The organism is Streptococcus mitis, from assembly GCF_946188615.1.
GTDB classification, from domain to species: Bacteria; Bacillota; Bacilli; order Lactobacillales; family Streptococcaceae; genus Streptococcus; species Streptococcus mitis_BZ.
This window is the reverse complement of the sequence record NZ_CAMHVK010000002.1, coordinates 111,648-136,623: the sequence shown is the minus strand read 5'-3', so window position 1 is coordinate 136,623 and position 24,976 is coordinate 111,648. Positions and strand designations below refer to the sequence as shown.

Annotated in this window: 28 protein-coding genes; 23 read left to right on the top strand and 5 right to left on the bottom strand. The window is 38.4% G+C overall.

Going from position 1 to position 24,976, the window contains the following annotated elements:
* The 6 genes from holA (at position 1) to OCF95_RS02480 (ending at position 5,893) form a co-directional block, all read left to right on the top strand.
* On the top strand, positions 1–1,038 hold the full coding sequence (gene holA, locus OCF95_RS02505; protein ID WP_261011200.1) for a DNA polymerase III subunit delta: 1,038 nt from the start codon (positions 1–3) through the stop codon (positions 1,036–1,038).
* 325 nt (positions 1,039–1,363) lie between these two features.
* Complete coding sequence (sodA, locus tag OCF95_RS02500) at positions 1,364–1,969, top strand: superoxide dismutase SodA (protein ID WP_000974733.1); 606 nt, start codon at positions 1,364–1,366, stop codon at positions 1,967–1,969.
* A 156-nt stretch (positions 1,970–2,125) separates the two neighbouring features.
* Positions 2,126–2,656: a YutD family protein gene (locus OCF95_RS02495; protein WP_049511066.1), complete on the top strand. Its 531-nt coding sequence runs from the start codon at positions 2,126–2,128 to the stop codon at positions 2,654–2,656.
* A gap of 20 nt (positions 2,657–2,676) precedes the next feature.
* Entirely contained in the window at positions 2,677–3,762 is a 1,086-nt protein-coding gene (gene rlmN / locus OCF95_RS02490) for a dual-specificity RNA methyltransferase RlmN (RefSeq protein WP_261104829.1), read from the top strand.
* A complete protein-coding gene (locus OCF95_RS02485; protein ID WP_261104828.1) occupies positions 3,762–4,235 on the top strand; it encodes a VanZ family protein in 474 nt (157 codons plus the stop codon). Before rlmN ends, OCF95_RS02485 begins: the two co-directional genes overlap by 1 nt.
* A 116-nt stretch (positions 4,236–4,351) precedes the next feature.
* Positions 4,352–5,893, top strand: coding sequence for an ABC-F family ATP-binding cassette domain-containing protein (locus tag OCF95_RS02480; protein WP_000025377.1), 1,542 nt, complete (start codon positions 4,352–4,354; stop codon positions 5,891–5,893).
* A gap of 55 nt (positions 5,894–5,948) precedes the next feature.
* Here the strand turns inward: OCF95_RS02480 and OCF95_RS02475 are convergent, their stop codons facing one another.
* The gene (locus tag OCF95_RS02475) at positions 5,949–6,752 is read right to left on the bottom strand and encodes a peptidylprolyl isomerase (protein ID WP_261011201.1); all 804 of its coding nucleotides are present in this window, start codon (positions 6,750–6,752) and stop codon (positions 5,949–5,951) included.
* Between the two features lie 335 nt (positions 6,753–7,087).
* Here OCF95_RS02475 and OCF95_RS02470 point away from each other — a divergent pair, with 335 nt between their 5' ends.
* The 4 genes from OCF95_RS02470 to OCF95_RS02455 all read left to right on the top strand — a co-directional run bounded on the left by OCF95_RS02470 (position 7,088) and on the right by OCF95_RS02455 (position 11,834).
* Complete coding sequence (locus tag OCF95_RS02470; protein WP_261011202.1) at positions 7,088–8,953, top strand: AAA family ATPase; 1,866 nt, start codon at positions 7,088–7,090, stop codon at positions 8,951–8,953.
* Positions 8,954–9,088: 135 nt separating this feature from the next.
* On the top strand, positions 9,089–10,042 hold the full coding sequence (locus OCF95_RS02465) for a helix-turn-helix transcriptional regulator (RefSeq protein ID WP_000999613.1): 954 nt from the start codon (positions 9,089–9,091) through the stop codon (positions 10,040–10,042).
* Positions 10,043–10,122: 80 nt separating this feature from the next.
* Complete coding sequence (locus OCF95_RS02460; protein ID WP_000091993.1) at positions 10,123–10,926, top strand: hypothetical protein; 804 nt, start codon at positions 10,123–10,125, stop codon at positions 10,924–10,926.
* Positions 10,927–10,931: 5 nt separating this feature from the next.
* Positions 10,932–11,834: a hypothetical protein gene (locus OCF95_RS02455; protein ID WP_000386831.1), complete on the top strand. Its 903-nt coding sequence runs from the start codon at positions 10,932–10,934 to the stop codon at positions 11,832–11,834.
* A gap of 207 nt (positions 11,835–12,041) precedes the next feature.
* On the opposite strand, the gene OCF95_RS02450 is transcribed toward OCF95_RS02455, so the two are convergent.
* A complete protein-coding gene (locus tag OCF95_RS02450; protein WP_001098347.1) occupies positions 12,042–12,242 on the bottom strand; it encodes a hypothetical protein in 201 nt (66 codons plus the stop codon).
* Positions 12,243–12,418: 176 nt separating this feature from the next.
* Between OCF95_RS02450 and rpsP the strand changes: the two genes are divergently transcribed.
* The 8 genes from rpsP to OCF95_RS02410 all read left to right on the top strand — a co-directional run bounded on the left by rpsP (position 12,419) and on the right by OCF95_RS02410 (position 16,383).
* The gene (gene rpsP, locus OCF95_RS02445) at positions 12,419–12,691 is read left to right on the top strand and encodes a 30S ribosomal protein S16 (protein ID WP_000268760.1); all 273 of its coding nucleotides are present in this window, start codon (positions 12,419–12,421) and stop codon (positions 12,689–12,691) included.
* A 19-nt stretch (positions 12,692–12,710) separates the two neighbouring features.
* Positions 12,711–12,950: an RNA-binding protein KphA gene (kphA, locus tag OCF95_RS02440; RefSeq protein ID WP_000379617.1), complete on the top strand. Its 240-nt coding sequence runs from the start codon at positions 12,711–12,713 to the stop codon at positions 12,948–12,950.
* A 43-nt stretch (positions 12,951–12,993) separates the two neighbouring features.
* Positions 12,994–13,320, top strand: a complete 327-nt coding sequence (locus OCF95_RS02435; RefSeq protein WP_033688581.1) for a MazG nucleotide pyrophosphohydrolase domain-containing protein — start codon at positions 12,994–12,996, stop codon at positions 13,318–13,320.
* Between the two features lie 7 nt (positions 13,321–13,327).
* Positions 13,328–13,879, top strand: coding sequence for a hypothetical protein (locus OCF95_RS02430; protein WP_023943056.1), 552 nt, complete (start codon positions 13,328–13,330; stop codon positions 13,877–13,879).
* A gap of 107 nt (positions 13,880–13,986) precedes the next feature.
* Complete coding sequence (locus tag OCF95_RS02425; RefSeq protein WP_261104827.1) at positions 13,987–14,775, top strand: alpha/beta fold hydrolase; 789 nt, start codon at positions 13,987–13,989, stop codon at positions 14,773–14,775.
* 30 nt (positions 14,776–14,805) lie between these two features.
* A complete protein-coding gene (rimM, locus tag OCF95_RS02420) occupies positions 14,806–15,324 on the top strand; it encodes a ribosome maturation factor RimM (protein WP_001105892.1) in 519 nt (172 codons plus the stop codon).
* The gene (trmD, locus tag OCF95_RS02415; RefSeq protein WP_261104826.1) at positions 15,314–16,033 is read left to right on the top strand and encodes a tRNA (guanosine(37)-N1)-methyltransferase TrmD; all 720 of its coding nucleotides are present in this window, start codon (positions 15,314–15,316) and stop codon (positions 16,031–16,033) included. The genes rimM and trmD overlap by 11 nt, the downstream gene beginning before the upstream one ends.
* Positions 16,034–16,044: 11 nt before the next feature.
* Positions 16,045–16,383: an ATP cone domain-containing protein gene (locus tag OCF95_RS02410; protein WP_001196040.1), complete on the top strand. Its 339-nt coding sequence runs from the start codon at positions 16,045–16,047 to the stop codon at positions 16,381–16,383.
* Positions 16,384–16,413: 30 nt separating this feature from the next.
* Here OCF95_RS02410 and OCF95_RS02405 read toward each other — a convergent pair whose 3' ends face one another.
* Positions 16,414–16,734, bottom strand: a complete 321-nt coding sequence (locus tag OCF95_RS02405; protein WP_084926479.1) for a hypothetical protein — start codon at positions 16,732–16,734, stop codon at positions 16,414–16,416.
* 98 nt (positions 16,735–16,832) lie between these two features.
* Between OCF95_RS02405 and OCF95_RS02400 the strand changes: the two genes are divergently transcribed.
* Positions 16,833–17,048 (top strand): YdbC family protein, encoded by a 216-nt coding sequence (locus OCF95_RS02400; RefSeq protein WP_000807422.1) that lies wholly within the window; start codon positions 16,833–16,835, stop codon positions 17,046–17,048.
* Between the two features lie 159 nt (positions 17,049–17,207).
* On the opposite strand, the gene OCF95_RS02395 is transcribed toward OCF95_RS02400, so the two are convergent.
* Together OCF95_RS02395 and gor are read right to left on the bottom strand one after the other, a co-directional pair.
* A complete protein-coding gene (locus OCF95_RS02395; RefSeq protein ID WP_261011205.1) occupies positions 17,208–17,744 on the bottom strand; it encodes a biotin transporter BioY in 537 nt (178 codons plus the stop codon).
* A gap of 188 nt (positions 17,745–17,932) precedes the next feature.
* Entirely contained in the window at positions 17,933–19,279 is a 1,347-nt protein-coding gene (gene gor, locus OCF95_RS02390) for a glutathione-disulfide reductase (RefSeq protein WP_125447780.1), read from the bottom strand.
* Positions 19,280–19,569: 290 nt separating this feature from the next.
* Between gor and OCF95_RS02385 the strand changes: the two genes are divergently transcribed.
* From OCF95_RS02385 to metG, 4 genes are all read left to right on the top strand, one after another.
* Positions 19,570–20,778 (top strand): efflux RND transporter periplasmic adaptor subunit, encoded by a 1,209-nt coding sequence (locus OCF95_RS02385; protein WP_261104909.1) that lies wholly within the window; start codon positions 19,570–19,572, stop codon positions 20,776–20,778.
* Complete coding sequence (locus OCF95_RS02380) at positions 20,762–21,463, top strand: ABC transporter ATP-binding protein (RefSeq protein WP_000811471.1); 702 nt, start codon at positions 20,762–20,764, stop codon at positions 21,461–21,463. Before OCF95_RS02385 ends, OCF95_RS02380 begins: the two co-directional genes overlap by 17 nt.
* A 1-nt stretch (position 21,464) precedes the next feature.
* Positions 21,465–22,724, top strand: a complete 1,260-nt coding sequence (locus OCF95_RS02375; RefSeq protein WP_033681670.1) for an ABC transporter permease — start codon at positions 21,465–21,467, stop codon at positions 22,722–22,724.
* Positions 22,725–22,847: 123 nt separating this feature from the next.
* The gene (gene metG, locus OCF95_RS02370) at positions 22,848–24,845 is read left to right on the top strand and encodes a methionine--tRNA ligase (RefSeq protein ID WP_261104825.1); all 1,998 of its coding nucleotides are present in this window, start codon (positions 22,848–22,850) and stop codon (positions 24,843–24,845) included.
* The last annotated feature ends 131 nt before the right edge of the window (positions 24,846–24,976 follow it).

Genomic DNA, 24,976 nt, shown 5'->3' with positions numbered 1-24,976 from the left:
ATGCTAGCCATTGAAGAAAGCCAGAAGTTGACTTTATCAAATTTATCGAGCCTGAGCCTATTTACAGGGACAGATCAGGGTCAGTTTGAAGTTATGAAGAGCCAAGTATTGAAACAGATTGGCTATGATTCTGCTGACCTCAACTTTGCCTACTTTGATATGAAAGAAGTAGTTTACAAGGATGTGGAACTGGAGTTGGTCAGCCTTCCTTTCTTTGCGGATGAGAAAATCGTGATATTGGATCATTTTGTCGATATTACAACAGCCAAGAAACGCTTTTTAACAGATGATGAGCTCAAGTCGTTTGAGGAATACCTTGACAATCCTTCTCCAACAACCAAGTTGTTGATCTTTGCGGAAGGAAAGCTGGATAGCAAAAGAAGGTTGGTTAAATTACTTAAGCGTGATGCTAAGGTCTTCGATGCAGTAGAAGCAAAAGAACAAGAATTGCGACAGTATTTCCAAAAGTGGAGCCAGAAACAAGGTCTGCAGTTTACCAAGAATTCTTTTGAAAATCTCCTAATCAAGTCTGGTTTTCAATTTAGCGAAATCCAGAAAAATCTCCTCTTTTTACAATCTTATAAGGCAGATTCTATTATCGAGGAAGAGGATATTGTCAATGCTATTCCCAAGACCTTGCAGGACAATATTTTTGATTTAACTCAGTTTATTCTGACTAAAAAGATGGACCAGGCGCGTGACTTGGTTAGAGATTTGACCTTGCAAGGGGAAGACGAAATTAAGCTCATAGCTGTCATGTTAGGACAATTTCGGACTTTTACTCAGGTGAAGATTTTGTCGGAGTCTGGGCAAGCAGAATCGCAGATTGCAAGTAGTCTAGGAAGTTTTCTCGGACGCAATCCAAATCCCTATCAAATCAAGTTTGCGTTGAGGGATTCGCGAGGACTTTCCTTGAGCTTTTTGAAGCAAGCTATTTCCTATTTGATTGAGACAGACTATCAGATTAAAACAGGTCTTTATGAAAAAGGTTTCCTTTTTGAAAAGGCACTCTTACAGATTGCTAGTCAGGTAAATTGATATTTTTTTGAAACTACAACCCGCGTCAGGATTATCTTGTCGTGGGTTTCTTAGTGATTTACTTATTTTATACTCAATGAAAATCAAAGAGCAAACTAGGAAGCTAGCCGCAGGTTGCTCAAAATAGTGTTTTGAGGTTGTGGATAGAACTGACGAAGTCAGTAACTACACCTACGGCAAGGCGACGTTGACGCGGTTTGAAGAGATTTTCGAAGAGTATTATTAGAAAGTATTTCAGTGATTTTTTCATCTATAAGCAAAAAACTTGAAAAAAGTGAATGTTTGCGTTATCATTTTCATATAGAAAGAAAAAGAGGTATTACAGATGGCTATTATCTTACCAGATCTTCCATATGCATACGACGCTTTGGAACCATACATCGATGCGGAAACAATGCACTTGCACCATGACAAACACCATCAAACTTATGTCAACAATGCCAATGCAGCTCTAGAAAAACACCCTGAAATCGGTGAAGATCTTGAAGCCTTGCTTGCTGATGTAGAATCTATCCCAGCTGATATCCGTCAAGCGCTTATCAACAATGGTGGTGGACATTTGAACCACGCTCTTTTCTGGGAATTGATGACTCCTGAGAAAACAGCTCCTTCAGCAGAACTTGCAGCAGCAATCGATGCAACATTTGGTTCATTTGAAGAATTCCAAGCAGCCTTCACTGCAGCAGCAACAACTCGTTTTGGTTCAGGATGGGCATGGTTGGTTGTCAACAAAGAAGGGAAGCTTGAAGTGACTTCAACAGCAAACCAAGACACACCAATCTCAGAAGGTAAAAAACCAATCTTGGGCTTGGACGTTTGGGAACATGCTTATTACGTGAAATACCGCAACGTGCGTCCTGACTACATCAAAGCTTTCTTCTCAGTGATCAACTGGAATAAAGTAGATGAATTGTACGCAGCTGCTAAATAATGATAGTTGGAGGGAAGAATTGTTCTTCTCTTTTTAAGGTTATATTATTCTGGTTTGACAAAATCGTCAGACTTTTTTCATTTTTATGAGAAACGTGCTAACTGCTAGAAATTATGGTAGAATAAAGTATTAAGTAATCGTGAAAAAAGGATATCTATGCGAAAAGAAATTGCACCTGAATTATACAACTATAACAAGTTTCCTGGTCCTGAGTTTCATTTACACGGGGACAAGGTTGAAACGGAAGGGATAGCTTTTTCCTTGGTGGAAAATATCAAGGATGCCTTTGATGTGACGGCTTTTAATCAGCGTTTTTCAGAAGTCTTAACCAAGTTTGATTATATCGTGGGAGACTGGAGCAACGAACAGCTTCGCCTACGAGGTTTTTACAAGGATGATCGAACAGAAGAAAAACTTGAAAAAATCAGTCGTTTACAAGACTACCTTTTAGAGTATTGTAGTTATGGTTGTGCCTATTTTGTCTTAGAAAATGAAGCCCCTAAGCGAGCTTCATTTGACAAGAAAATGCGTAAGAAGGAAGAAGAAACACCTTCTAGAAAAGGAAAGAAACCGACTCAAACAAAACGAAAACCGAATGCAGATAAGAAAAATAGACGTCGTCAGAAGGACCAGCATTCTCAGAAAGAGGACAAGGGGCAACGTCATTTTGTCATTCGTCAGAAGTGAGTAGAGAATAAGGAGAAGAAATGAAACCGTCAATTTATAGTTTAACACGTCAAACCATGCAGGAATGGGTTTTGGAGCAGGGAGAAAAGAAATTCCGTGCAGATCAAATCTGGGAATGGCTCTACCGTAAACGTGTCCAGTCATTTGAAGAGATGACCAACCTTTCCAAGGATTTGATTGCTAAGCTCAATGACCAGTTTGTGGTCAATCCCTTGAAACAACGTATCGTTCAAGAGTCTGCTGATGGTACCGTTAAATATCTTTTTGAATTGCCTGATGGTATGTTGATTGAGACAGTACTCATGCGTCAACACTATGGTTTGTCAGTCTGTGTGACCACTCAGGTCGGCTGTAATATCGGTTGTACCTTCTGTGCTTCTGGTTTGATTAAGAAACAACGTGACCTCAATAACGGTGAAATCGTAGCACAAATCATGCTGGTTCAGAAATACTTTGATGAGCGTGGTCAGGACGAACGCGTCAGCCATATCGTTGTCATGGGTATCGGTGAGCCCTTTGATAACTACAACAATGTCTTGAATTTCGTCCGTACCATCAATGATGACAAGGGAATGGCTATCGGTGCTCGTCACATTACGGTTTCAACCTCAGGTTTGGCCCATAAAATTCGTGATTTTGCTAATGAAGGAGTTCAGGTCAATCTTGCCGTTTCCCTTCACGCACCTAACAATGAGTTGCGTTCAAGCATCATGAAGATTAACCGTGCCTTTCCGATTGAAAAACTTTTTGCAGCTATTGAGTACTACATCAAAACAACCAACCGTCGTGTAACCTTTGAGTATATTATGCTTAATGAAGTCAACGATGGTGTAGAACAAGCCTTGGAATTGGCTGAATTGCTCAAGAATATCAAGAAATTGTCTTATGTAAACTTGATTCCTTATAATCCAGTTAGCGAGCATGATCAATATAGCCGTAGTCCCAAAGAGCGCGTCCTGGCCTTTTATGATACGCTTAAGAAAAAAGGGGTTAACTGTGTGGTTCGTCAAGAGCACGGAACAGATATTGATGCAGCTTGTGGACAATTGCGTTCCAATACAATGAAACGTGACCGCCAGAAAGCAGTTGCAGCAGTCAATCCTTAATGATGAAGAAGAGTTATAATCATGTTTTGGTCTGGGGAGCCATTTTCTATAGTATTTGTATCGTTTACTTTTGCTTTACTCCTCAAGAACAATCTCCCGTGGGGGTGGAAACTCCAGGTATTCAGCATCTTGGACGCCTGGTTTTTCTTTTGACTCCTTTCAATTCTCTCTGGAAACTGGGCGAAGTGAGTGATGTAGGACAATTATTTTGGATTTTTTTACAAAATATCCTCAATGTCTTCTTGCTTTTTCCTCTTGTTTTCCAACTCCTTTATCTCCTTCCAAACTTGCGTAAGACAAGAAAAGTGATTTTTTTCAGTTTTTTAGTGAGTCTTGGAATCGAGTGTACGCAGTTGGTCTTGGATTTTTTCTTTGATTTCAATCGCGTCTTTGAAATTGATGATTTGTGGACCAATACCTTGGGTGGCTATCTGGCTTGGCTCCTCTATAACCGATTACATAATACTCAATGAAAATCAAAGAGCAAACTAGGAAGCTAGCCGCAGGCTGTACTTGAGTACGGCAAGGTGAAGCTGACGTGGTTTGAATTTGATTTTCGAAGAGTATAAAAACAAGATAAGGAATTAAAATGAGTATTTTAGAAGTTAAAAATCTGAGTCACGGTTTTGGTGACCGTGCAATTTTTGAAGATGTGTCCTTCCGTCTCCTCAAGGGAGAACATATCGGTCTGGTCGGTGCTAATGGTGAAGGGAAATCGACCTTTATGAGCATTGTGACTGGTAAGATGTTGCCAGATGAAGGAAAGGTTGAATGGTCCAAATATGTGACCGCTGGTTACTTGGATCAGCACTCTGTCCTTGCTGAAGGGCAGTCGGTGCGTGATGTTCTCCGTACGGCCTTTGATGAGCTATTCAAAGCTGAAGCTCGTATCAATGACCTTTATATGGAAATGGCTGAAGATGGAGCGGACGTTGATGCTCTCATGGAAGAAGTTGGCGAACTTCAAGACCGTTTGGAGAGTCGTGATTTCTATACCTTGGATGCTAAAATTGATGAAGTGGCGCGTGCCCTTGGTGTCATGGACTTTGGCATGGATACGGATGTAACCTCTTTGTCAGGTGGGCAAAGAACCAAGGTACTTTTGGCTAAACTCCTCCTTGAAAAGCCCGATATCTTGCTTTTGGACGAGCCGACCAACTACTTGGATGCTGAGCATATTGACTGGCTCAAGCGCTATCTCCAGAACTATGAGAATGCCTTTGTTCTTATTTCACACGATATTCCATTCCTGAACGATGTGATTAATATTGTCTATCATGTGGAAAATCAACAGTTGACGCGTTACTCTGGTGACTACTACCAGTTCCAAGAAGTCTATGCGATGAAGAAATCTCAGCTAGAGGCAGCCTACGAACGTCAGCAGAAAGAGATTGCCGACCTCAAGGACTTTGTTGCTCGGAACAAAGCGCGCGTTGCAACACGAAACATGGCCATGTCCCGCCAGAAGAAATTGGATAAGATGGATATTATCGAACTGCAAAGTGAGAAACCAAAACCATCCTTTGATTTCAAACCGGCTCGTACACCAGGGCGCTTTATTTTCCAAGCCAAGGATTTGCAAATTGGTTATGATCGTCCTCTGACCAAGCCTTTAAATCTTACCTTTGAACGTAATCAAAAGGTTGCTATTATCGGGGCAAATGGTATCGGGAAAACAACTCTCTTGAAGAGTCTCTTGGGAATTATCCCGCCAATCGCTGGGGAAGTTGAACGCGGTGACTACCTAGAACTTGGTTATTTTGAGCAGGAAGTAGAAGGTGGCAATCGTCAAACACCACTAGAGGCTGTCTGGAATGCCTTTCCAGCTCTCAACCAAGCAGAAGTCCGTGCAGCCCTTGCCCGTTGTGGTCTGACAACCAAGCATATTGAAAGCCAAATTCAGGTCTTGTCAGGTGGGGAACAAGCCAAGGTTCGTTTCTGTCTCTTGATGAATCGTGAAAACAATGTCTTAGTGCTGGACGAGCCGACCAACCATTTGGATGTGGATGCCAAGGATGAACTCAAACGTGCTCTTAAAGAATACAAAGGGTCTATCCTTATGGTCTGCCACGAACCAGACTTCTATGAAGGCTGGATGGATCAAATCTGGGATTTTAACAAGCTAACTTAAGAATGAGGATAAAAGAAATACAGTACCGAATGTGGATACTGTATTTTTTTGGTTTTTAAGATTTAAAATTGTAATCTTTCACCACTTCGATGCTGTCGATTGTGATAGCAGTAGTTGGCTTGTCTTTTTCATCTTTTTCGGCTTTAGCAATTTTATCTACAACATCCATACCGTCAATCACTTGACCAAAGACTGGGTGTTTGCCATCTAGACTAGGGTTTCCCCCTTCTTTATAGGCTTCGATGATTTTCTTTGGATACTTGCTTGTAGGGAGTTTAGCAGAGGTATCTGTAGAGTTTTGGTTGATGAAGAACTGGCTGCCATTGGTGTTTGGTTGACCAGTATTAGCCATAGAAAGAGCTCCACGGATGTTATAGAGATAAGGAGTAATCTCGTTCTTGAAACCAGTTCCCTTGTCTTTAGTTTTATCCTTGTCATGCCAGATAGACTGACCACCTGTACCGTCTCCCTTTGGATCTCCAGTTTGGACCATAAAGCCATCGATGACACGGTGGAAGGTAATACCGTTATAGTAGCCTTCTTTGGCATGAGTGAGGAAGTTTTCAACCGCTAGAGGAGCGAGTTTAGGGAAGAGTTTGATACGGATATCTCCTTGACTTGTGTGGAGAATCACTTCAGCCTCGTCTTCAGCAACTTCTTTAGATAGTTGTGGGAAATTGGCGTTTTCGTTTGTTAAAGCATCGTTTAACTCCTTGGCAGATTGGGCTGCTGCTTTGGAGCTTTCCTCAGTGGCCAAGCTAGAATCTACATAGTCATCACCACGCAAACTACGTTGGATACTGCTACATCCAGCAAGGGCAAAAGTTGAGATTAATAGAAGTGTTACTATTTTTTTCATGGGAATCCTTTCAAAAATCATTTCTACTATTGTACCCTAAAAGGAAGTGGATTTCAAATGTTAGTGACAAGACAGTTTAAGAGGAAGCCAACCAGAAAGTCGCTTGTTTAGGGGTATCAATACCATAAGTGTACTCGAAGTATTTAGGAAACCAGATCTTAAGAAAGCTCGTAAAGCATCACAATTTAGTAAACGTTAATTCGAAAGAATTACTATACTTAAAAAGATTACTTTTTTGGGTGTTCTTTTTTATTTTCTTAAAAAATAATTAACTAGACAATAAATGTCCATCCTTTTTTGTAAAATTAATTTATTATAAAAAGAGGTGAGAGTGAATGAATTACTATCAAGTTGAATTTAAGAATCCTGATGATTTTTTTAAAACTCAGACGAATGATTTTATTACGTCTAATCATTTAATTTTTTTGAAAGAAGGAGAATCATACTATCTTATTTCTCAAGAAAATTACAATGACCAAGAAATTATGAAAAAAATAAATGATTTTTTTGATTATGAGTTCTTACTAGCTAAGGTAGAGCCTTTAATAGAAAGTGATTTTATCAAGAAACTTGGCAGAAGTGATATAGGAGATTTAGTCAAATTCTTACTTAGTGCAGAAAAAGAAAGATTTTCTGAACAATTAAAACCCAATTTAGAAAAGTTGGACGAGTTGAATGATATTATTGCCCTAATTGAATTTAAAGGAGCTATTCGAGAATTCATTGATTATATATCCTTCCAAGAAAAAATAAGCAATAATGAAAATCAACAACATTTTTATATTTTTACTGGTGAGAAAGGAACGGGTAGAAAGTTTGCAATCAAGTTTCTAGAGTCTATCTTTGGTATGAATGCGATATTTGTTAATTGCAATCATTATTTTGTTCCTAAAATGAGTGAAAAATATTTCGCTGTATTAGTTGATTATCTTTCGGCAAGATCAAAAACAAAATCAGATATTTTTGATAATTTTCGACAAAAGAAGGGGAATTCCTTTAATATTATTATTTCTAGAAGCATTCAAGAAGCAGAAGCTATTAGAAAAGAGTTACTCGATGTTTTTAATAAGGTATCAATTATTAATTTCCCCCGGTATGATGAATCAGAGCTTAAAGGAATTGGTATTCAAATGCTAAATCAAAAAGGTGTTCATTTGAGTAACGAAGATTTTGAACGATTAGTAGCTGAAAATCACGTGCTAAAGGATGCCAAAGAAGTTCGCCTTTTTGTTCAAGAGCTTATTGAATTTGCAGTGCAAAATAATTATGATCCTTCAGAAAAAAATGAATTAAATCTCGATGGATTCATTCTCCAAAATAAATCTTCAGTTGAAGATGAAGAAAATGCGGAGAAAAAGCTGAGTGAATTAATTGGTTTAGAAGAAGTGAAAATGGTCCTAAAGCAGCAGTTAGCATATAGTCGAGTTTCTGTAATGCGTCAGGCACATGGATTTAGTAACGAAGTATTAAATCGTCATCTTGTTTTTTCCGGAAATCCTGGGACTGGGAAAACTGTAGTTGCTAGGCTCTTTTCAGAAATTTTATACAACAATAAGATAATTAAAGAGAATAAGTTAGTGGAGGTAGGTAGAACGGAATTAGTTGGTGAATATGTTGGTCAAACTGCTCCAAAAGTAAAAAGAGTTTTTGATGATGCAAGAGGGGGAGTACTCTTTATAGATGAGGCCTATAGTCTTATTCCAAGTAGTGATAGAGATTTCGGACATGAAGCTATTTCAGCGATTATACAGGAAATGGAAAATCGTCGGGATGAGGTTTTGGTTATTTTTGCTGGTTATGAAGAATTGATGGCTCAATTCATTGAAACTAATCCAGGATTATCCTCTAGAATTTCCAGAGAAATAAAATTTTTCGATTATACAATTGATCAACTAATTGCTATTTTAGAATTGATGATAAATAAAAGACATTATCAATTAACCGACGATTGTAAGATGGTACTACGTCAGCATTTTTCAGAAGTTGTAAATTGTAGCAATTTTGGAAATGCTCGATACGTTCGTAAATTAGTAGATGAGATTGTCTTCTGTCAAGCACAACGCGTGGTTGAAGGTGATAAGATTCAATTAGAAGATGAAAACTTTTTAAATCAAATTACATTGACAGATATCAATAAGGCTATTGTAGCTATTGAAGCAAAATCTTCAAAATCAATATCGTTGATAGGATTCGGAAGGTAGAGAAATCTATAGTAGGCTCTAAAAGAAGAAATCGGTGCTTGAAAAAGAGTACTATCAGTAAAAGATTTGAACTAAGAAATTGATTGAATCTGAACCATTGGGAATGCTATAATATTAGTAAAGGATTAGAATTATATGAACGACCAAGAACGCTTATTAACTATATTTTTACGCTTACAGTCTGGCGCGCATTTATCTAAGGCTCAGCTTGCTGATGAATTTGGTGTTAGTGAAAAAACTATACAACGAGATTTTTCTCTCTTGTCTGGTTTCTTAGATACACAACCAATGGTTGCAGCAGAGCTTGCTTATGATGCAAAGCACCATACAAGATACTTAAAAGGAAAATCTTTGTTTAATAAAAAGGATATTCTTGTAATTTCAAAGATTTTACTAGAAAATCGATCTTTGAATAAGGAAGAAAACAAGTCATTACTTGATAGTTTATTAGCACTTATTTCAAAAGATGAGCAAAATGAAGTTTCCAGTATTATTGCAAGTGAGTTGCTAAATTATGCACCATTGTCAGATACACAAAATCGTATTGATAAGGTTTGGGAATGGTCTGAAATGATTCGTAAGGAATTGCTACTAGATATTGAATATCAATCTCCCTATAATACTAAAAAGCATCATACCATTTTCCCGGTATCGCTTTATTATGATACTCATTACTTTTACATAGTAGCTTATAATTTAGTTTTTGATTCTTATATGACCTTGAAACTAGATAGAATTCTTAGTTGGGTAGAATCTAAAGAAAAGAAAAAACCTTCTCTCTCATATGGAAGAAAATTTCGTGATGGAGACATTCGTAATAAACGTGTAGATCCATTCATAGGAAAAGAGTTAAAGATCAGAGTCCTATTTGTCAATGATTCAGCAATTGTTGTTGATCAATTCCCAACAGCAAAAATTATTGAAAAAACATCAAATGGTAATATTATTGAATTTGTGAGTCAGGATACACCAGGGCTGAAGAGGTGGCTATTGGGTCAAGCGGAATCCTTAAGGGTATTGTCTCCACAGTCGTTAATTGATGACATGAAGATTCTTATTAAGAAAATGGAAGAAAATTACATTGACTAGATGTTTGAGAAAGACTGGGAGAAAGTTTTATCTGTTATAAAAGAATACTGTGAATTTCACCAACTAAAGGAGAAGATGAAATGAGTAGAGTTATATATAGAACTCGTCCATTTAGCCCCTACGCTAAGTATAGCAAGTATTGGAACGAATACATTCAAGAGGGTGACGAGATTATTAAGTACGTTTTTAATAAAGTTAAATTTCCCGACAGAGAATTAAGAAATAAAATATACTCAGATGAGAAACAAAGATGGACTATAGGTGATATTAATCTTCCTGATTGGTTATATGGATATGTGGTCAACGCTGATTTATCTGACAATGCCAAAAAAATTGTCAAACAATGGAGATTAGAGAAGTATATTTTTGAGTTAAATAATTACAAAGAAAAAGGCTATTTCATTGATGAAGAAAAGAAAATTGTGATAACGGATCGGGAAATATTAATGTTCCGAGAAGACTCAGAAATACCTTATTGGGATAAAATCACTTCCTTAGTAAAAGAAGCTTATAATCGTATTCGTATTACGCCTCAAATGTTGGAGTTGGTAAAAAAAGATTTTGAGACTCAAACAGTGGATTATGAAATACTTTGTGAAATGGCTGAACAAAATAGGAAGAAAAACGAAGAGAAAGAAAAAGAATTTTTAGCCAAGCAGCAAGAATTACAAGAGAAAAAAGATTACGAAGTAGCTATTCAATTGTTTTTAAGACTACAAAAAAACTTAGTTGATATAAAGCCAAAGTTAAGTGAAGAAGGAAGAAAAGAAATTGATCATCTTCTTAATTTAATCGATGAATCAGAAGTAAGTCGTGTTAGATATGATATTTTACATCAAGCGGGAGTCGAAATAATCTTGAAAGAAAAAAGTAAGAGAGGCTAATTTGAATGGATTATGTGACTAGAATACATTTAAAAAGAGACGATAACATTAGGAAAGAGTTAATTGGCTTCTGTTTAAATAATTCTGAACAGTATCTTGCACTTGGTTGGAGTCGCTTAAGTAGCGATATTCGGGAAGAAGACTTTAATGAATACTATGGACGAATAAAAAAAGAAAGAGGCAGAGCGAATCCAGCAATAAATGTTTTTAAGGATGCTCAGATAGATGATTTATTCTGGACACGAGATTTAAGTGGAAATTATTGGATATGTAAAGCGAAATCTCAAGCCAAAGTAGTTTGTGATACTCATTTGGATATTGGATCAGTTATCCAAGTTGATGCATTTAACGTGGGAATGCAAGTCCCTGGACAGATAAAGTCATCGTTTAATAGACCTCTTGGTGGTACAGTTGAGAGGATACGGGATAAAAGCATAATTGAATATTCAAAATTGATATTTAATAAATTTTCGAAAAAGAATTATTTTGAGGTAACAACCTATAGTGGAGGTCTCCTCGATAATCTACCTGAATTTGATTTAGAAGAACTTGTCATCTCATATCTTCAAATTAAGGAAAACTACTATGTCCTTTCTAATTCAATTGCAAAGAAATCAACTACTATAAAAATTGAATGTGAAATGATTTCAAGAGAAATTGATAACCCGAGAAAAGCAGTAGTTCAAGTGAAAGGAAAGAAAGCAAAGGAACTTGACGCCTTAGAATTTAAACAATACTTAGATGAAGGCTATATAGTATATTTATATGCTCCGAGAGTGATAAATTTAGATAAGATTGAAAATGTAGTTAGGATAGGGGACAACGATTTGTTAGATTTCTATGAGAAGTATAAGTTGATCCTACCAGCATCTATCACTCAGTGGGAAAACTTATTTATTGGGGATTGATAAATGATGAATATGTCGCAATTTCATGAATATATAATTGTATGAACTTTTTAGTAAAATTTAGCTCAATTCGTGTGTTTTTAGGGTGAAATTCACACCATTTAATTGAAAGTTATTCAAATTAGATGAAAATTTGTTTTCTAAAAAAACGAGAAAACGTTGATTTTAAGAGAATTTTGAATCATATTCGAATGGAAATTTTTAAAATCATGTTTCGGTGGTAAAAGTTCCAAAGTGGATTCTCCATAGTAGAATGATATCTCCTGCCAGGAGATTGTCTTTAAGTAGTACCATATTTCGTTTAGGAACGGGCTTGGGATTTAGGAGCCAAGCATCCACATCACGTTCAGGAGAGATAAAGGTTTTGACTTGATGGTCTTTGTAAATGTTCTCTATTGTAGTATTCATAAAGTTTCTCTTTCTAATTTATCTTTATTAGTCTAACCAATTTATAAATGGTGTAAAAATTTTATAGTCTGTCAAGTTTTTTTCTTGACACCTGTCAGAAATCTGATATAATAGAACATGTGCTAAATAGCTCAGCTATTTCACCGAAATAAAAAATAAGAAAAGAGACTTTAAAAATGGCAGTTAAAATCCGTTTGACTCGTATGGGTTCTAAGAAAAAACCTTTCTACCGTATCAACGTAGCAGATTCACGTTCACCACGTGACGGACGTTTCATCGAAACAGTTGGAACTTACAACCCACTTGTTGCTGAAAACCAAGTAACTTTGAAAGAAGACCGCGTTCTTGCATGGTTGGCTGATGGAGCTCAACCTTCAGATACAGTTCGCAACATCCTTTCAAAAGAAGGTGTATTGAAGAAATTCCACGATTCTAAATTCTCAAAATAAATTTAAAGTAGGTTGACAGATGGATACGATTGAAAATCTCATTATTGCGATTGTGAAACCCTTGATTTCACAACCAGATGCCTTAACTATCAAGATTGAAGATACACCAGAGTTTTTGGAATATCATTTGGATCTTGATCAAAGCGATGTGGGTCGTGTAATCGGTCGTAAGGGTCGCACTATTTCTGCGATAAGAACGATTGTCTACTCTGTCCCAACTGAAGACAAAAAAGTAAGAATCGTTATTGACGAAAAATAAGAAGGGCGGGACGAATGTCTCGCTTTTTTTGCAAGGAGAAAGAATGAGAGATTTAACAGTTAGACAACTAGAGGAATATTTACTTGACCATTACCGACAATCTAGAACAGAAGAAGGGCTTTTTATTAAGCTAGTAGAAGAAGTTGGAGAAGTTGCTGAGGTTTTAAATGGACGCTCTGGTCGAAAAGAGGGAGTTCAAGATTCGAACGAGGAACTAGCAAAAGAATTGGCTGATATCATTCACTACACTGTCGCAATTGCGGCCATCAACGACATAGATCTAACCAAGACCATTTTTGAAAAAGACAAAAAGGCGGCTATCAAATATCAGCATGAACGAGATTTGGAAGGCTTTTTGAAAGAAAACTGAAAAAAGAATGAATATTGATTGTGTTTTTAACATAGATTGGTCAATGTATATTGATTGGCTATTACGAATTTTACAAATTGCAACATTTATTGCTGTGATTATAAAGATAACGTTCCAAAATAAGGTTTATATCAATAATATTGAAATCAAGGAAATTAAACCATTCGAGTTTGAATCTTTACATACAAATTTTCACTATATTCATGAATTTACACATAATATAAGTAGCAAACCTTTTAATCATTTGATTTTTTATCCCAAAGAAGTTGATATTGAAATAGTAGAATTTTATTCTTTAAACTATGATTCAAGAAACGATTGTTTGATTGTAAATAATAAACTGCATACAGTTAAAAATTTAAAGAATTATACATGCTTATTGATTCATACAAATTTACCAGAGAATATGCCTAGTTTAAGAATGAAATGGAAAACAAGTCAGGGTGAAATTGGGGAATATACATTTTATAGCAATATGTATAACGGGAATGTAAATATCTCATCTTTCAAATATAAATTAACATTAAAGAGGAAAATATTAGCACTTTTTGGACTATAGCGGGCCCTCTATGTATTTTCCTCTAACTTGAGAAAATCTTTGGAACGTGATAAAATAAAGGATAAGGATTTTTAATAATTCATTATATAGAACGAGTGGATTTCTTTATGAAGAGGTTTGAAGTATCTACAGAAATTGGTAGTCTCTCTGTTACTTATCAAAAGCAAAAGAAAATACTAGTTTGTTTAAGTGGCGCAGGTTTGCTACCAAGTTATGAAAATTTTTCACTTATACTTGAAAAACTTCCTCCTACAATTGGTTATTTGACAATTGATTTTCCGAACACAGGTAGGAGTCCGATTCATGACCAAGCTGGAAAAAATCTAGATAATCTTGCAGATGCGGTTTATGAAGTACTTGAAGAATTAGGGATTTCTGAATATATACTTTGTGTACATAGTTTGAGTGGAATTTTAGCTTGTAAATTGCTCAACAAACCAATTAAGTGTCAGGCTTTAGTAGCAATTGAACCGACAACTAAAAACGTCATGTTTGCTGATTTTTCAGAAAATCCTTATCCAGAAATGGAAGAGCAGATGAGGCTGATTGAGGAGTGTGGTCCTGAATTTTATTTTAAGAACTTAACTCAAGCAACATTTAGCCCTGAAATTAATAAAGAAATCTGGGAAATAATGCAAGAAAAAGGCTTAGAGTTGGAAAATCAAGATCCAGAATTTCAGATATCTGGAGAGATTACTGAGGAAGATTTTGAGAATTTATCAATACAATCTCATGTCCCTGTATTTATTTTTTGTCAGCCTTATAGAGAAAAAGAGTACAGAGAATCAGAATATTGGACTTCCAATACTAAACTCATTTTAGGAGGGAATCACCATTATTTACAATGGTCAGAATCAGAAAAAATTGCGACTATTATTCGAGAATTGTCAGAATAAGATGGAAAGAAATAGACTACAGGAGACAAGATGAACTACTTTAATGTTGGGAAAATCGTCAATACGCAAGGATTGCAGGGTGAGATGAGAGTCTTGTCTGTGACGGATTTTGCAGAAGAACGGTTTAAAAAAGGTGCTGAGCTGGCCTTGTTTGATGAAAAAGATCAGTTTGTTCAAACAGTGACCATCGCTAGTCACCGTAAACAGAAGAACTTTGATATTATTAAATTCAAAGATATGTACCATATCAATGCTATTGAAAAGTACAAGGGATACAGTCTCAAGGTTGCTGAGGAAGATTTGAATGACCTAGACGATGGTGAATTCTACTATCACGAGATTATCGGTTTGGAAGTATATGAGGGTGATAACTTGATTGGAACCATCAAGGAAATCCTGCAACCAGGTGCCAACGATGTCTGGGTGGTCAAGCGAAAAGGCAAGCGTGACTTACTCTTGCCTTATATTCCACCAGTGGTTCTCAATGTTGATATTCCAAATAACCGCGTCGATGTGGAAATCTTAGAAGGGTTAGACGATGAAGATTGATATTTTAACCCTCTTTCCAGAGATGTTTTCTCCGCTAGAGCACTCAATCGTTGGAAAGGCTCGTGAAAAAGGGCTCTTGGATATCCAGTATCATAATTTTCGAGAATATGCTGAAAAGGCCCGCCATGTCGACGATGAGCCCTATGGAGGCGGTCAGGGGATGTTGCTGCGAGCACAGCCTATTTTCGATGCCTTTGATGCTATTGAAAAGAAAAATCCGCGCGTCATTCTCCTCGATCCTGCTGGAAAGCAGTTTGATCAGGCTTATGCTGAGGATTTGTCCCAAGAGGAAGAGCTAATCTTTATCTGTGGGCACTACGAGGGTTATGATGAGCGTATTAAGACCTTGGTGACAGATGAGATTTCCCTGGGTGACTATGTCTTAACTGGTGGAGAATTGGCGGCCATGACCATGATTGATGCGACGGTTCGCCTGATTCCAGAAGTGATTGGCAAGGAGTCCAGCCACCAAGATGATAGTTTTTCTTCTGGCCTTCTTGAATATCCTCAGTACACACGTCCCTATGATTATCGAGGTATGGTTGTACCAGATGTATTGATGAGTGGTCACCATGAAAAGATTCGTCAGTGGCGATTGTATGAGAGTTTGAAGAAAACCTATGAACGCAGACCGGATTTGCTTGAACATTATCAACTGACAGCAGAAGAAGAAAAAATGCTGGCAGAAATCAAAGAAAACAAAGAATAAAGGAGAAACCTATGCAAGTAATCAAACGTGATGGAGAAATTGCTGAATTTAATCCAGATAAGATTTACCAAGCTATCTTAAAGGCAGCCCAGACTGTCTATGTATTGACAGATGATTTGCGTCAAAACCTTGCACAAGTCACTAAGAAAGTGGTTTTGGATTTGGAAGAAGCCAAGGTGGAACGTGCTACCATCAGCATGATTCAGTCTATGGTTGAACATCGTTTACTGGGTGCAGGTTACATTACCATTGCAGAACACTACATTTCCTATCGTCTACAACGTGACTTGGAAAGAAGTGGTTATGGAGATCATATCGCAGTTCATTTACATTTTGAACAAATTCGCTAAGAAAAAAGAGTGGGATGAAGCAACTACATCTCACTCTTTCTTAAATCTATTTTTTTGGGCTGTTTGGACGGTTGAAGGGACAAATCGCAGGCGTTGAATATCGCTTATGCGGATAATACGGGTCACATTTTTGGCAAAATTTTTCACGATAATTTGCTGGCGTTGCTGATCGTATTTGATGATGTCACCTGTAAAACTTGTCTCTGACAAGATAAGGTGAACAGCGGTTTGTTTCTGGATAGCCTCTTCAATAGTGGCTGTAAGGGAGTTGCTTTCAGTATGGTCAGGTTGATCATGTCCATTTAAAAAGTCATGTATTTTATCTAGAACTTGCTGGAATTTATGTCTCATAGTGGCCTCCCTTCTTTTATATCAATATTATATAAAATTTTCCTAAAATCTACAAGATTTTACGAATAAACTAATGAAAGCTAAAAAAGGAGAAGAAAATGGCAGAATTTACATTTGAAATCGAAGAGCACTTGTTGACTCTTTCTGAAAACGAAAAAGGTTGGACCAAGGAAATCAACCGTGTGAGCTTTAATGGTGCTCCTGCAAAGTTTGATATTCGTGCTTGGAGTCCAGATCATACTAAAATGGGCAAAGGGATTACTCTCTCCAATGAAGAATTTCAAACCATGGTGGATGCCTTTAAAGGCAACTAATACTCTTCGAAAATCAAATTCAAACCGCGTCAGCTTCGCCTTGCCGTACTCAAGTACAGCCTGTGGCTAGCTTCCTAGTTTGCTCTTTGATTTTCATTGAGTATAAGTTTTCAAAATGAAAGAAAAGGATATTGAGTTATGACAACTCGATATCCTTTTTTAGTTAGCAAAGTAAGCCTGATTTTTAAGGCGTTGAAATAATGGACGGCTAATAAAACTAATAGCCAGAAGTTTACCAAGGTCTGGGATGATAAAGGGAAATACCCCCACAATAAGAGCTTTTTCAAATGCCATTCCAGCTAGGAAATGCAAGCTGAGAATCCCTCCGACAAAGACAAGGGCATCACCCAAGAGGTTTGCAAGAAAAATATTGACAATCCCACTCTTGCTGTTGGTTAGAGAGGAAGTAAGTCCAGAGTAAACGAGATAAAACCAAAGATAGCCTGCAGTGGGGCCAACTAAAGCCTGAAAACCAGCTCCACCTCCTGCAAAGACAGGAAGACCGATAGCGCCTAGAAGAAGATAGAGTCCAACAGAAAGTACAGCCTCTCTCGGTCTGAAGACAGTAGCAATCAAGCCGATTGCAAAGTTTTGAAGAGTGAAGGGAACGGGTCCAATTGGAAGACTGATTTGTGCCAAAACAGCAATGAGAGCAGCCCCAATAGCAGGGATAGCATAAACGTGAGCTTTTTTCAAAATAGTTAACCTCTTTTCTAATGTATAGTAACTATTATACTCGAAGAGGAATTATTGTCAACCTATTTATAAATTCAAGGTAACAAAAACTGTAACGGCCGATTTTGCTTATTGGTTAAGTTGTTTTCATCGATTCGAAAACATCAAAAAAGAAGCAGACACATTTGTATCAGCTTCTGTTGTTTCGATTAACGCATAGTTACAAATTCTTCAGATGCAGTTGGGTGAATCGCCACAGTTGCATCAAAGTCTGCCTTGGTTGCTCCCATTTTGATAGCAACAGCAAATCCTTGAATCATTTCATCAACACCATAGCCAATTCCATGAAGTCCGACAACTTTTTCTTCTGAACCAGCTGTAATCAATTTGAAACGAGTTTCTTGACGGTTGTCAGTGCAAGCAGAGTACATAGACGTAAAGCTTGATTTGTAAACCTTGATTTGGTCTTGACCGTATTCTTTAATAGCTTGCTCTTCTGTCAAACCAACAGTTCCGATAGCAGGGTGTGAAAAGACGACAGTTGGAATAGTTGAGTAATCCATTTTTGCAGTAGTTTTTCCGTTAAAGAGACGTTCAGATAGGGTACGTCCAGCTTTGATAGCAACTGGAGTTAGTTCTTTTTCACCTGTTACATCACCTAGAGCGTAGATTCCTTCAATAACAGTATTTTGGTATTCATCTACTTGGATAAAGCCACGTTCGTTCAGAGTTACTCCAGCTTTTTCAAGTTGCAAGCCCTTAACGTTTGGACGGCGACCAGTAGCCCAGATAACTTGACTAGCTGTGTGACTAGTACCATCTTCGAAATGAATGGTAATGCCTTCAGCAGTTTTTTCTAACTTAACAGGGACTTTGTGAGTGTGAAGTGGTAAGTTTGTTCTTTCCATTTCCTTTACCAAACCTTCAACGATGTAGGAATCAAAACCACGTAAAGGACGATCACGGCGAACAAAGAGATCTGTCTTGACACCAAAAGTGTGGAGAACACCAGCCAATTCAACAGCAATATAGCCGGCACCTAGAATGGCAACTGACTCTGGCAATTCTTCCCAAGCAAATACATCATCAGAAGAACCACCTAGTTCAGCACCAGGAATATTTGGAATACTTGGATGGGCACCAGTAGCAATCACGATATGTTTAGCACGAATCAGCTCACCATTTACGCTGACAGTATGAGAATCTACAAATTCAGCATGACCTTCAATCAAGTCTACACCGTTGCGTTTAAAACTGCCATCATAAGAAGAACGAGCGCGATCGATGTAGGCTTCACGATTGCGACGTAGGGTTGCAAAGTCAAAGTTAAGATCAGTAGTTTTAAAACCGTAGTCTTCTCCAAATTGATGGAAAGTCTCAGCAATTTGTGCTCCGTACCACATGATTTTCTTAGGAACACAACCGACGTTGACACAGGTTCCACCTAGTTTCTTTTCCTCAATAACGGCCGCTTTGGCTCCGTGTTCACCAGCACGGTTCATGGTAGCAATTCCTCCGCTACCTCCACCGATAGCAATGATATCATATTCTCTCATTGAAAACTCCTTTGTACTCCTTTAAATAGTAGAGTGTCATTTTTTGATAGTCATATTCTATCTTTTTTTTGATGTGATTGCAAAAATCTGCTACGTTCAAAAAAATTAAAGAAAAGGCTTGCAAAAAGGGAAAATAAAGTGTATTATATAACTAGTACAATAACAATAAAAATAAATTCCGAAGAATAAGTGGATCCTGAAATGTCATTATTTCGTTCTGAACTGTTATTGTTTATATTTGCTAATTTTTATATAATATTGTTAAGGACTTTAAATCAAAAAGGAGTTTCATTATGAAAAAGAATCGTAAAGCTAAAAAATGGCAATTGTATGCAGCAATCGGTGCTGCCAGTGTAGTTGTATTAGGTGCTGGGGGGATTTTACTCTTTAGACAACCTTCTCAGACTGCTGTAAAAGATGAGCCTACTCATCTTGTTGTTGCCAAGGAAGGAAGCGTCGCATCCTCTGTTTTATTGTCAGGGACAGTAACAGCAAAAAATGAACAGTATGTTTATTTTGATGCTAGTAAGGGAGATTTAGATGAAATCCTTGTTTCTGTGGGTGATAAGGTCAGCGAAGGACAGGCTTTAGTCAAGTACAGTAGTTCAGAAGCCCAGGCGGCCTATGATTCAGCGAGTCGAGCAGTTGCGAAGGCAGATCGTCATATCAACGAACTAAATCAAGCACGAAATGAAGCTGCTTCAGCTCCGGCTCCACAGTTGCCAACGCCAGCAGGAGGCGAAGGAGCTGCAGGGCAGACTCCAGCTCCAGTCTCAGGAAACGCAGTATCATCTATTGATGCACAACTAGGTGATGCTCGTGATGCTCGTGCAGATGCAGCAGCGCAATTAAGCAAGGCTCAAAGTCAGTTGGATGCAATGACGGTTCTCAGTACCCTAGAGGGAACTGTGGTCGAAGTCAACCGTAATGTTTCTAAATCTCCAACTGGAGCTAGCCAGGTGGTAGTTCATGTCGTTAGCAATGAAAACTTGCAAGTTAAGGGGGAACTATCTGAATATAACCTTGCCAACCTATCTGTTGGTCAAGAAGTAACCTTTACTTCTAAAGTTTACCAAGATAAGAGCTGGACTGGTAAGATTAGCTACATTTCTGACTACCCTAAAAATAATGGTGAAGCAGCAAGTGCAGCTACTGCCGCAGCAGGTGGTAATTCTGGTTCTAAATATCCATATACCATCGATGTCACAAGTGAAATCGGTGATTTGAAACAAGGATTCTCAGTAAGTGTTGAGGTCAAGAATAAGAGTAAAGCCATTTTGGTTCCTCTAACAAGTGTTGTGACTGAAAATGATAAGAACTATGTCTGGGTGCTTGACGAGCAGAAAAAGGCCAAGAAAGTGGAAGTTGGTTTGGGCAATGCTGATGCAGACAACCAAGAAATCACTTCAGGTCTGACAAATGGAGTCAAGGTCATCAGTAACCCAACGTCTTCTCTAGAGGAAGGAAAAGAGGTGAAGGCTGATGAAGCAACTAATTAGTCTAAAAAATATCTGCAGAAGCTACCGTAACGGTGACCAAGAACTGCAGGTTCTCAAAAATATCAACCTAGAAGTGAATGAGGGTGAATTTGTTGCCATCATGGGACCATCCGGTTCAGGTAAGTCAACCCTCATGAATACCATTGGCATGTTGGATACACCAACCAGTGGAGAATATTATCTTGAAGGCCAAGAAGTAGCTGGACTTGGTGAAAAACAACTAGCAAAGGTCCGCAACCAACAAATTGGTTTTGTCTTTCAGCAGTTCTTTCTTCTATCCAAACTTAATGCTCTGCAAAACGTAGAATTGCCCTTGATTTACGCAGGAGTTTCGGCTTCAAAACGGCGCAAGTTAGCTGAGGAATATCTAGATAAGGTTGAATTGACTGAGCGTAGTCACCATTTACCTTCAGAATTATCTGGTGGTCAAAAGCAACGTGTGGCTATTGCGCGTGCCTTGGTAAACAATCCTTCTATTATCCTAGCGGACGAACCGACAGGAGCCTTGGATACCAAAACAGGTAATCAAATCATGCAATTATTAGTTGAACTAAATAAAGAAGGAAAAACCATTATCATGGTAACGCATGAGCCTGAGATCGCTGCTTATGCTAAACGCCAGATTGTCATTCGGGATGGAGTTATTTCGTCTGACAGTGCTCAGTTAGAAAAGGAGGAAAACTAAGATGCAGAATCTGAAATTTGCCTTTTCATCTATCATGGCCCACAAGATGCGCTCATTTCTCACTATGATTGGGATTATCATTGGTGTGTCATCTGTTGTTGTGATTATGGCTCTGGGAGATTCCATGTCTCGTCAGGTTAATAAAAATATGACCAAGTCACAGAAGAATATCCATGTCTTTTTCTCGCCTATCAAAAGCAAAGATGGTTCTTTTACCCAAAAGCAATCAGCTTTGACGGTTTCTGGGAAAGAAGAGGATGTTCCTGTGGAGCCACCAAAACCACAAGAAGCTTGGGTCAAGGAGGCTGCTAAAGTTAAAGGTGTAGATAGTTACTATGTAACCAACTCGACCAATACCACCCTGTCTTATAAAGACAAAAAAGTGGAGCGCGCTAGCTTGACAGGTGGAAATATTACTTACATGAAGGCGGTTGAAAATGAAATTGTTGCAGGCCGCAGTCTCATAGCTCAGGATTATAAAGATGTGGCCAGTGTCATTTTGCTAGACCAAGAACTTGCTAATAGCCTGTTTGGATCTGCTCAAGAAGCTGTTAACCAGGTTATAGATGTTGGTGGCTTTAGCTATCGTGTCATTGGTGTCTATACCAGCGATGAGGCCAAGACTGCCAAGACTTTTGGTATTGGTGGACTTCCAATTACGACTAATATTTCTCTTGCCAATAACTTCAATATGGATGAAATTTCTGATATTGTCTTCCGTGTCAATGATACCAGTTTGACACCAACAGTGGGACCAGAATTAGCTAGAAAATTGACCGAGATTGCTGGTCTTCAGCAAGGGGAGTATCAGGTGTCAGATGCGACTGCAGCCTTCCAAGAAGTACAACAAATGTTCGGTTTTATAACTACGATTATTAGTGCCATTGCAGGAATTTCACTTTTTGTTGGAGGGACTGGTGTTATGAACATCATGCTGGTTTCGGTGACGGAGCGTACGCGTGAGATTGGTCTCCGTAAGGCTTTGGGTGCAACGCGTGCCAATATTTTAATTCAGTTTTTGATTGAATCCATGATTTTGACCCTGCTTGGTGGAGTTATTGGTCTAACCATTGCGACAGGCTTAACAGCTATAGCTGGTCTACTCTTGCAAGGATTGATAGCTGGTATAGAAGTAGGAGTATCAATCCCAGTTGCCCTATTTAGTCTTGCAGTTTCGGCTAGCGTGGGTATGATTTTTGGAGTTTTGCCAGCCAACAAGGCATCGAAACTTGATCCAATTGAAGCCCTTCGTTATGAATAGAATAAACAAGATGGACACTCGTCTATCTTGTTTTTGTATAGATTTCTCTATCGAAAATCCTTAAAAATGTGATATAATGAAGTGTTAGAAAAACAGGTTTCATTTGCCTGGAAAGGAAAAATTATGTCTGAAAAGAATTTTTATATTACAACACCGATTTACTATCCATCTGGTAAACTTCATATCGGTTCTGCCTACACAACCATCGCATGTGATGTCCTAGCACGTTACAAACGCCTGATGGGCTACGATGTCTTTTATCTGACAGGTCTTGATGAGCACGGTCAGAAAATCCAGCAGAAAGCAGAAGAAGCTGGGATTACACCTCAAGCCTATGTTGATGGGATGGCAGTTGGAGTCAAAGAACTCTGGCAATTACTAGATATCTCATACGATAAATTTATCCGTACAACTGATGACTACCATGAAAAAGTTGTCGCACAGGTCTTTGAGCGCTTGCTTGCTCAAGATGACATCTATTTAGGTGAATACTCTGGCTGGTATTCAGTATCAGATGAGGAATTCTTTACAGAAAGCCAGCTTGCAGAAGTATTCCGTGATGAAGCTGGAAATGTGACTGGTGGTATCGCTCCATCAGGTCACGAAGTGGAATGGGTATCTGAAGAGTCTTATTTCCTTCGTCTTAGCAAGTACCAAGACCGTCTAGTAGAATTTTTCAAAGCCCATCCTGAATTTATCACTCCAGATGGTCGTCTGAATGAAATGCTTCGCAACTTCATCGAGCCAGGTTTAGAGGATTTGGCAGTTTCTCGTACAACCTTTACATGGGGTGTGCCAGTGCCATCTAATCCAAAACACGTTGTCTATGTTTGGATTGATGCCCTTCTTAACTATGCGACAGCACTTGGCTACGGTCAAGACGAACATGGTAACTTTGACAAGTTCTGGAATGGAACAGTCTTCCACATGGTAGGAAAAGATATCCTTCGTTTCCACTCAATCTACTGGCCAATCCTTCTTATGATGCTCGATATCAAATTGCCAGATCGTTTGATTGCTCACGGTTGGTTCGTCATGAAAGACGGCAAAATGTCTAAATCTAAAGGGAATGTCGTTTACCCTGAAATGTTGGTAGAGCGTTATGGACTAGATCCGCTTCGTTACTACCTCATGCGTAGCCTTCCAGTTGGTTCAGACGGAACCTTCACTCCAGAAGACTATGTAGGTCGTATCAACTACGAATTGGCCAATGACCTTGGAAACCTCCTCAACCGTACTGTTTCCATGATTAATAAGTACTTTGAGGGGCAAGTCCCTGCCTATGTAGAAGGTGTAACAGAGTTTGACCATGCTCTTGCTGACGTTGCAGAACAATCAATCGCTGACTACCACACCTACATGGAAGCAGTTGACTACCCACGTGCACTTGAAGCAGTCTGGACCCTTATCTCTCGTACTAACAAATACATAGACGAGACAGCTCCATGGGTATTGGCAAAGGATGAAGCACTACGCGATCAATTGGCAAGTGTTATGAGCCACTTGGCAGCCAGCCTTCGCGTCGTTGCTCACTTGATTGAGCCATTTATGATGGAAACCAGTCGTGCAGTTTTGACTCAACTTGGTTTAGCAGAAGTTGCTAGCCTTGAGAACTTGAAATTGGCTGATTTCCCTGCAGGTGTGACTGTAGTTGCTAAGGGAACACCAATCTTCCCACGTCTGGATATGGAAGAAGAAATCGCCTATATCAAGGAACAAATGGAAGGTAACAAACCAGCCGTCGAAAAAGAATGGAATCCAGACGAAGTTGAACTCAAACTAAACAAGGAAGAAATCAAGTTTGAAGACTTTGACAAGGTCGAAATCCGTGTCGCAGAAGTCAAAGAAGTGTCTAAAGTAGAAGGTTCAGATAAGTTGCTTCAATTCCGCTTGGATGCTGGTGATGGTCAAGATCGTCAAATCCTCTCAGGAATTGCAAAATACTATCCAAACGAACAAGAATTGGTCGGCAAGAAAGTCCAAATCGTTGCCAATCTCAAACCACGTAAAATGATGAAGAAATATGTCAGCCAAGGTATGATCCTATCAGCTGAACATGATGGAAAATTAACCCTTCTCACAGTTGATCCAGCTGTACCGAATGGAAGTGTGATTGGGTAACAATAGACAGGACTAGTTCATGCTAGTTCTGTTTTTTATTTACACTCAATGAAAATCAAAGAGCAAACTAGGAAACTAGCCGCAAGTTGCTCAAGACACTGCTTTAAGGTTGTAGATAGAACTGACGAAGT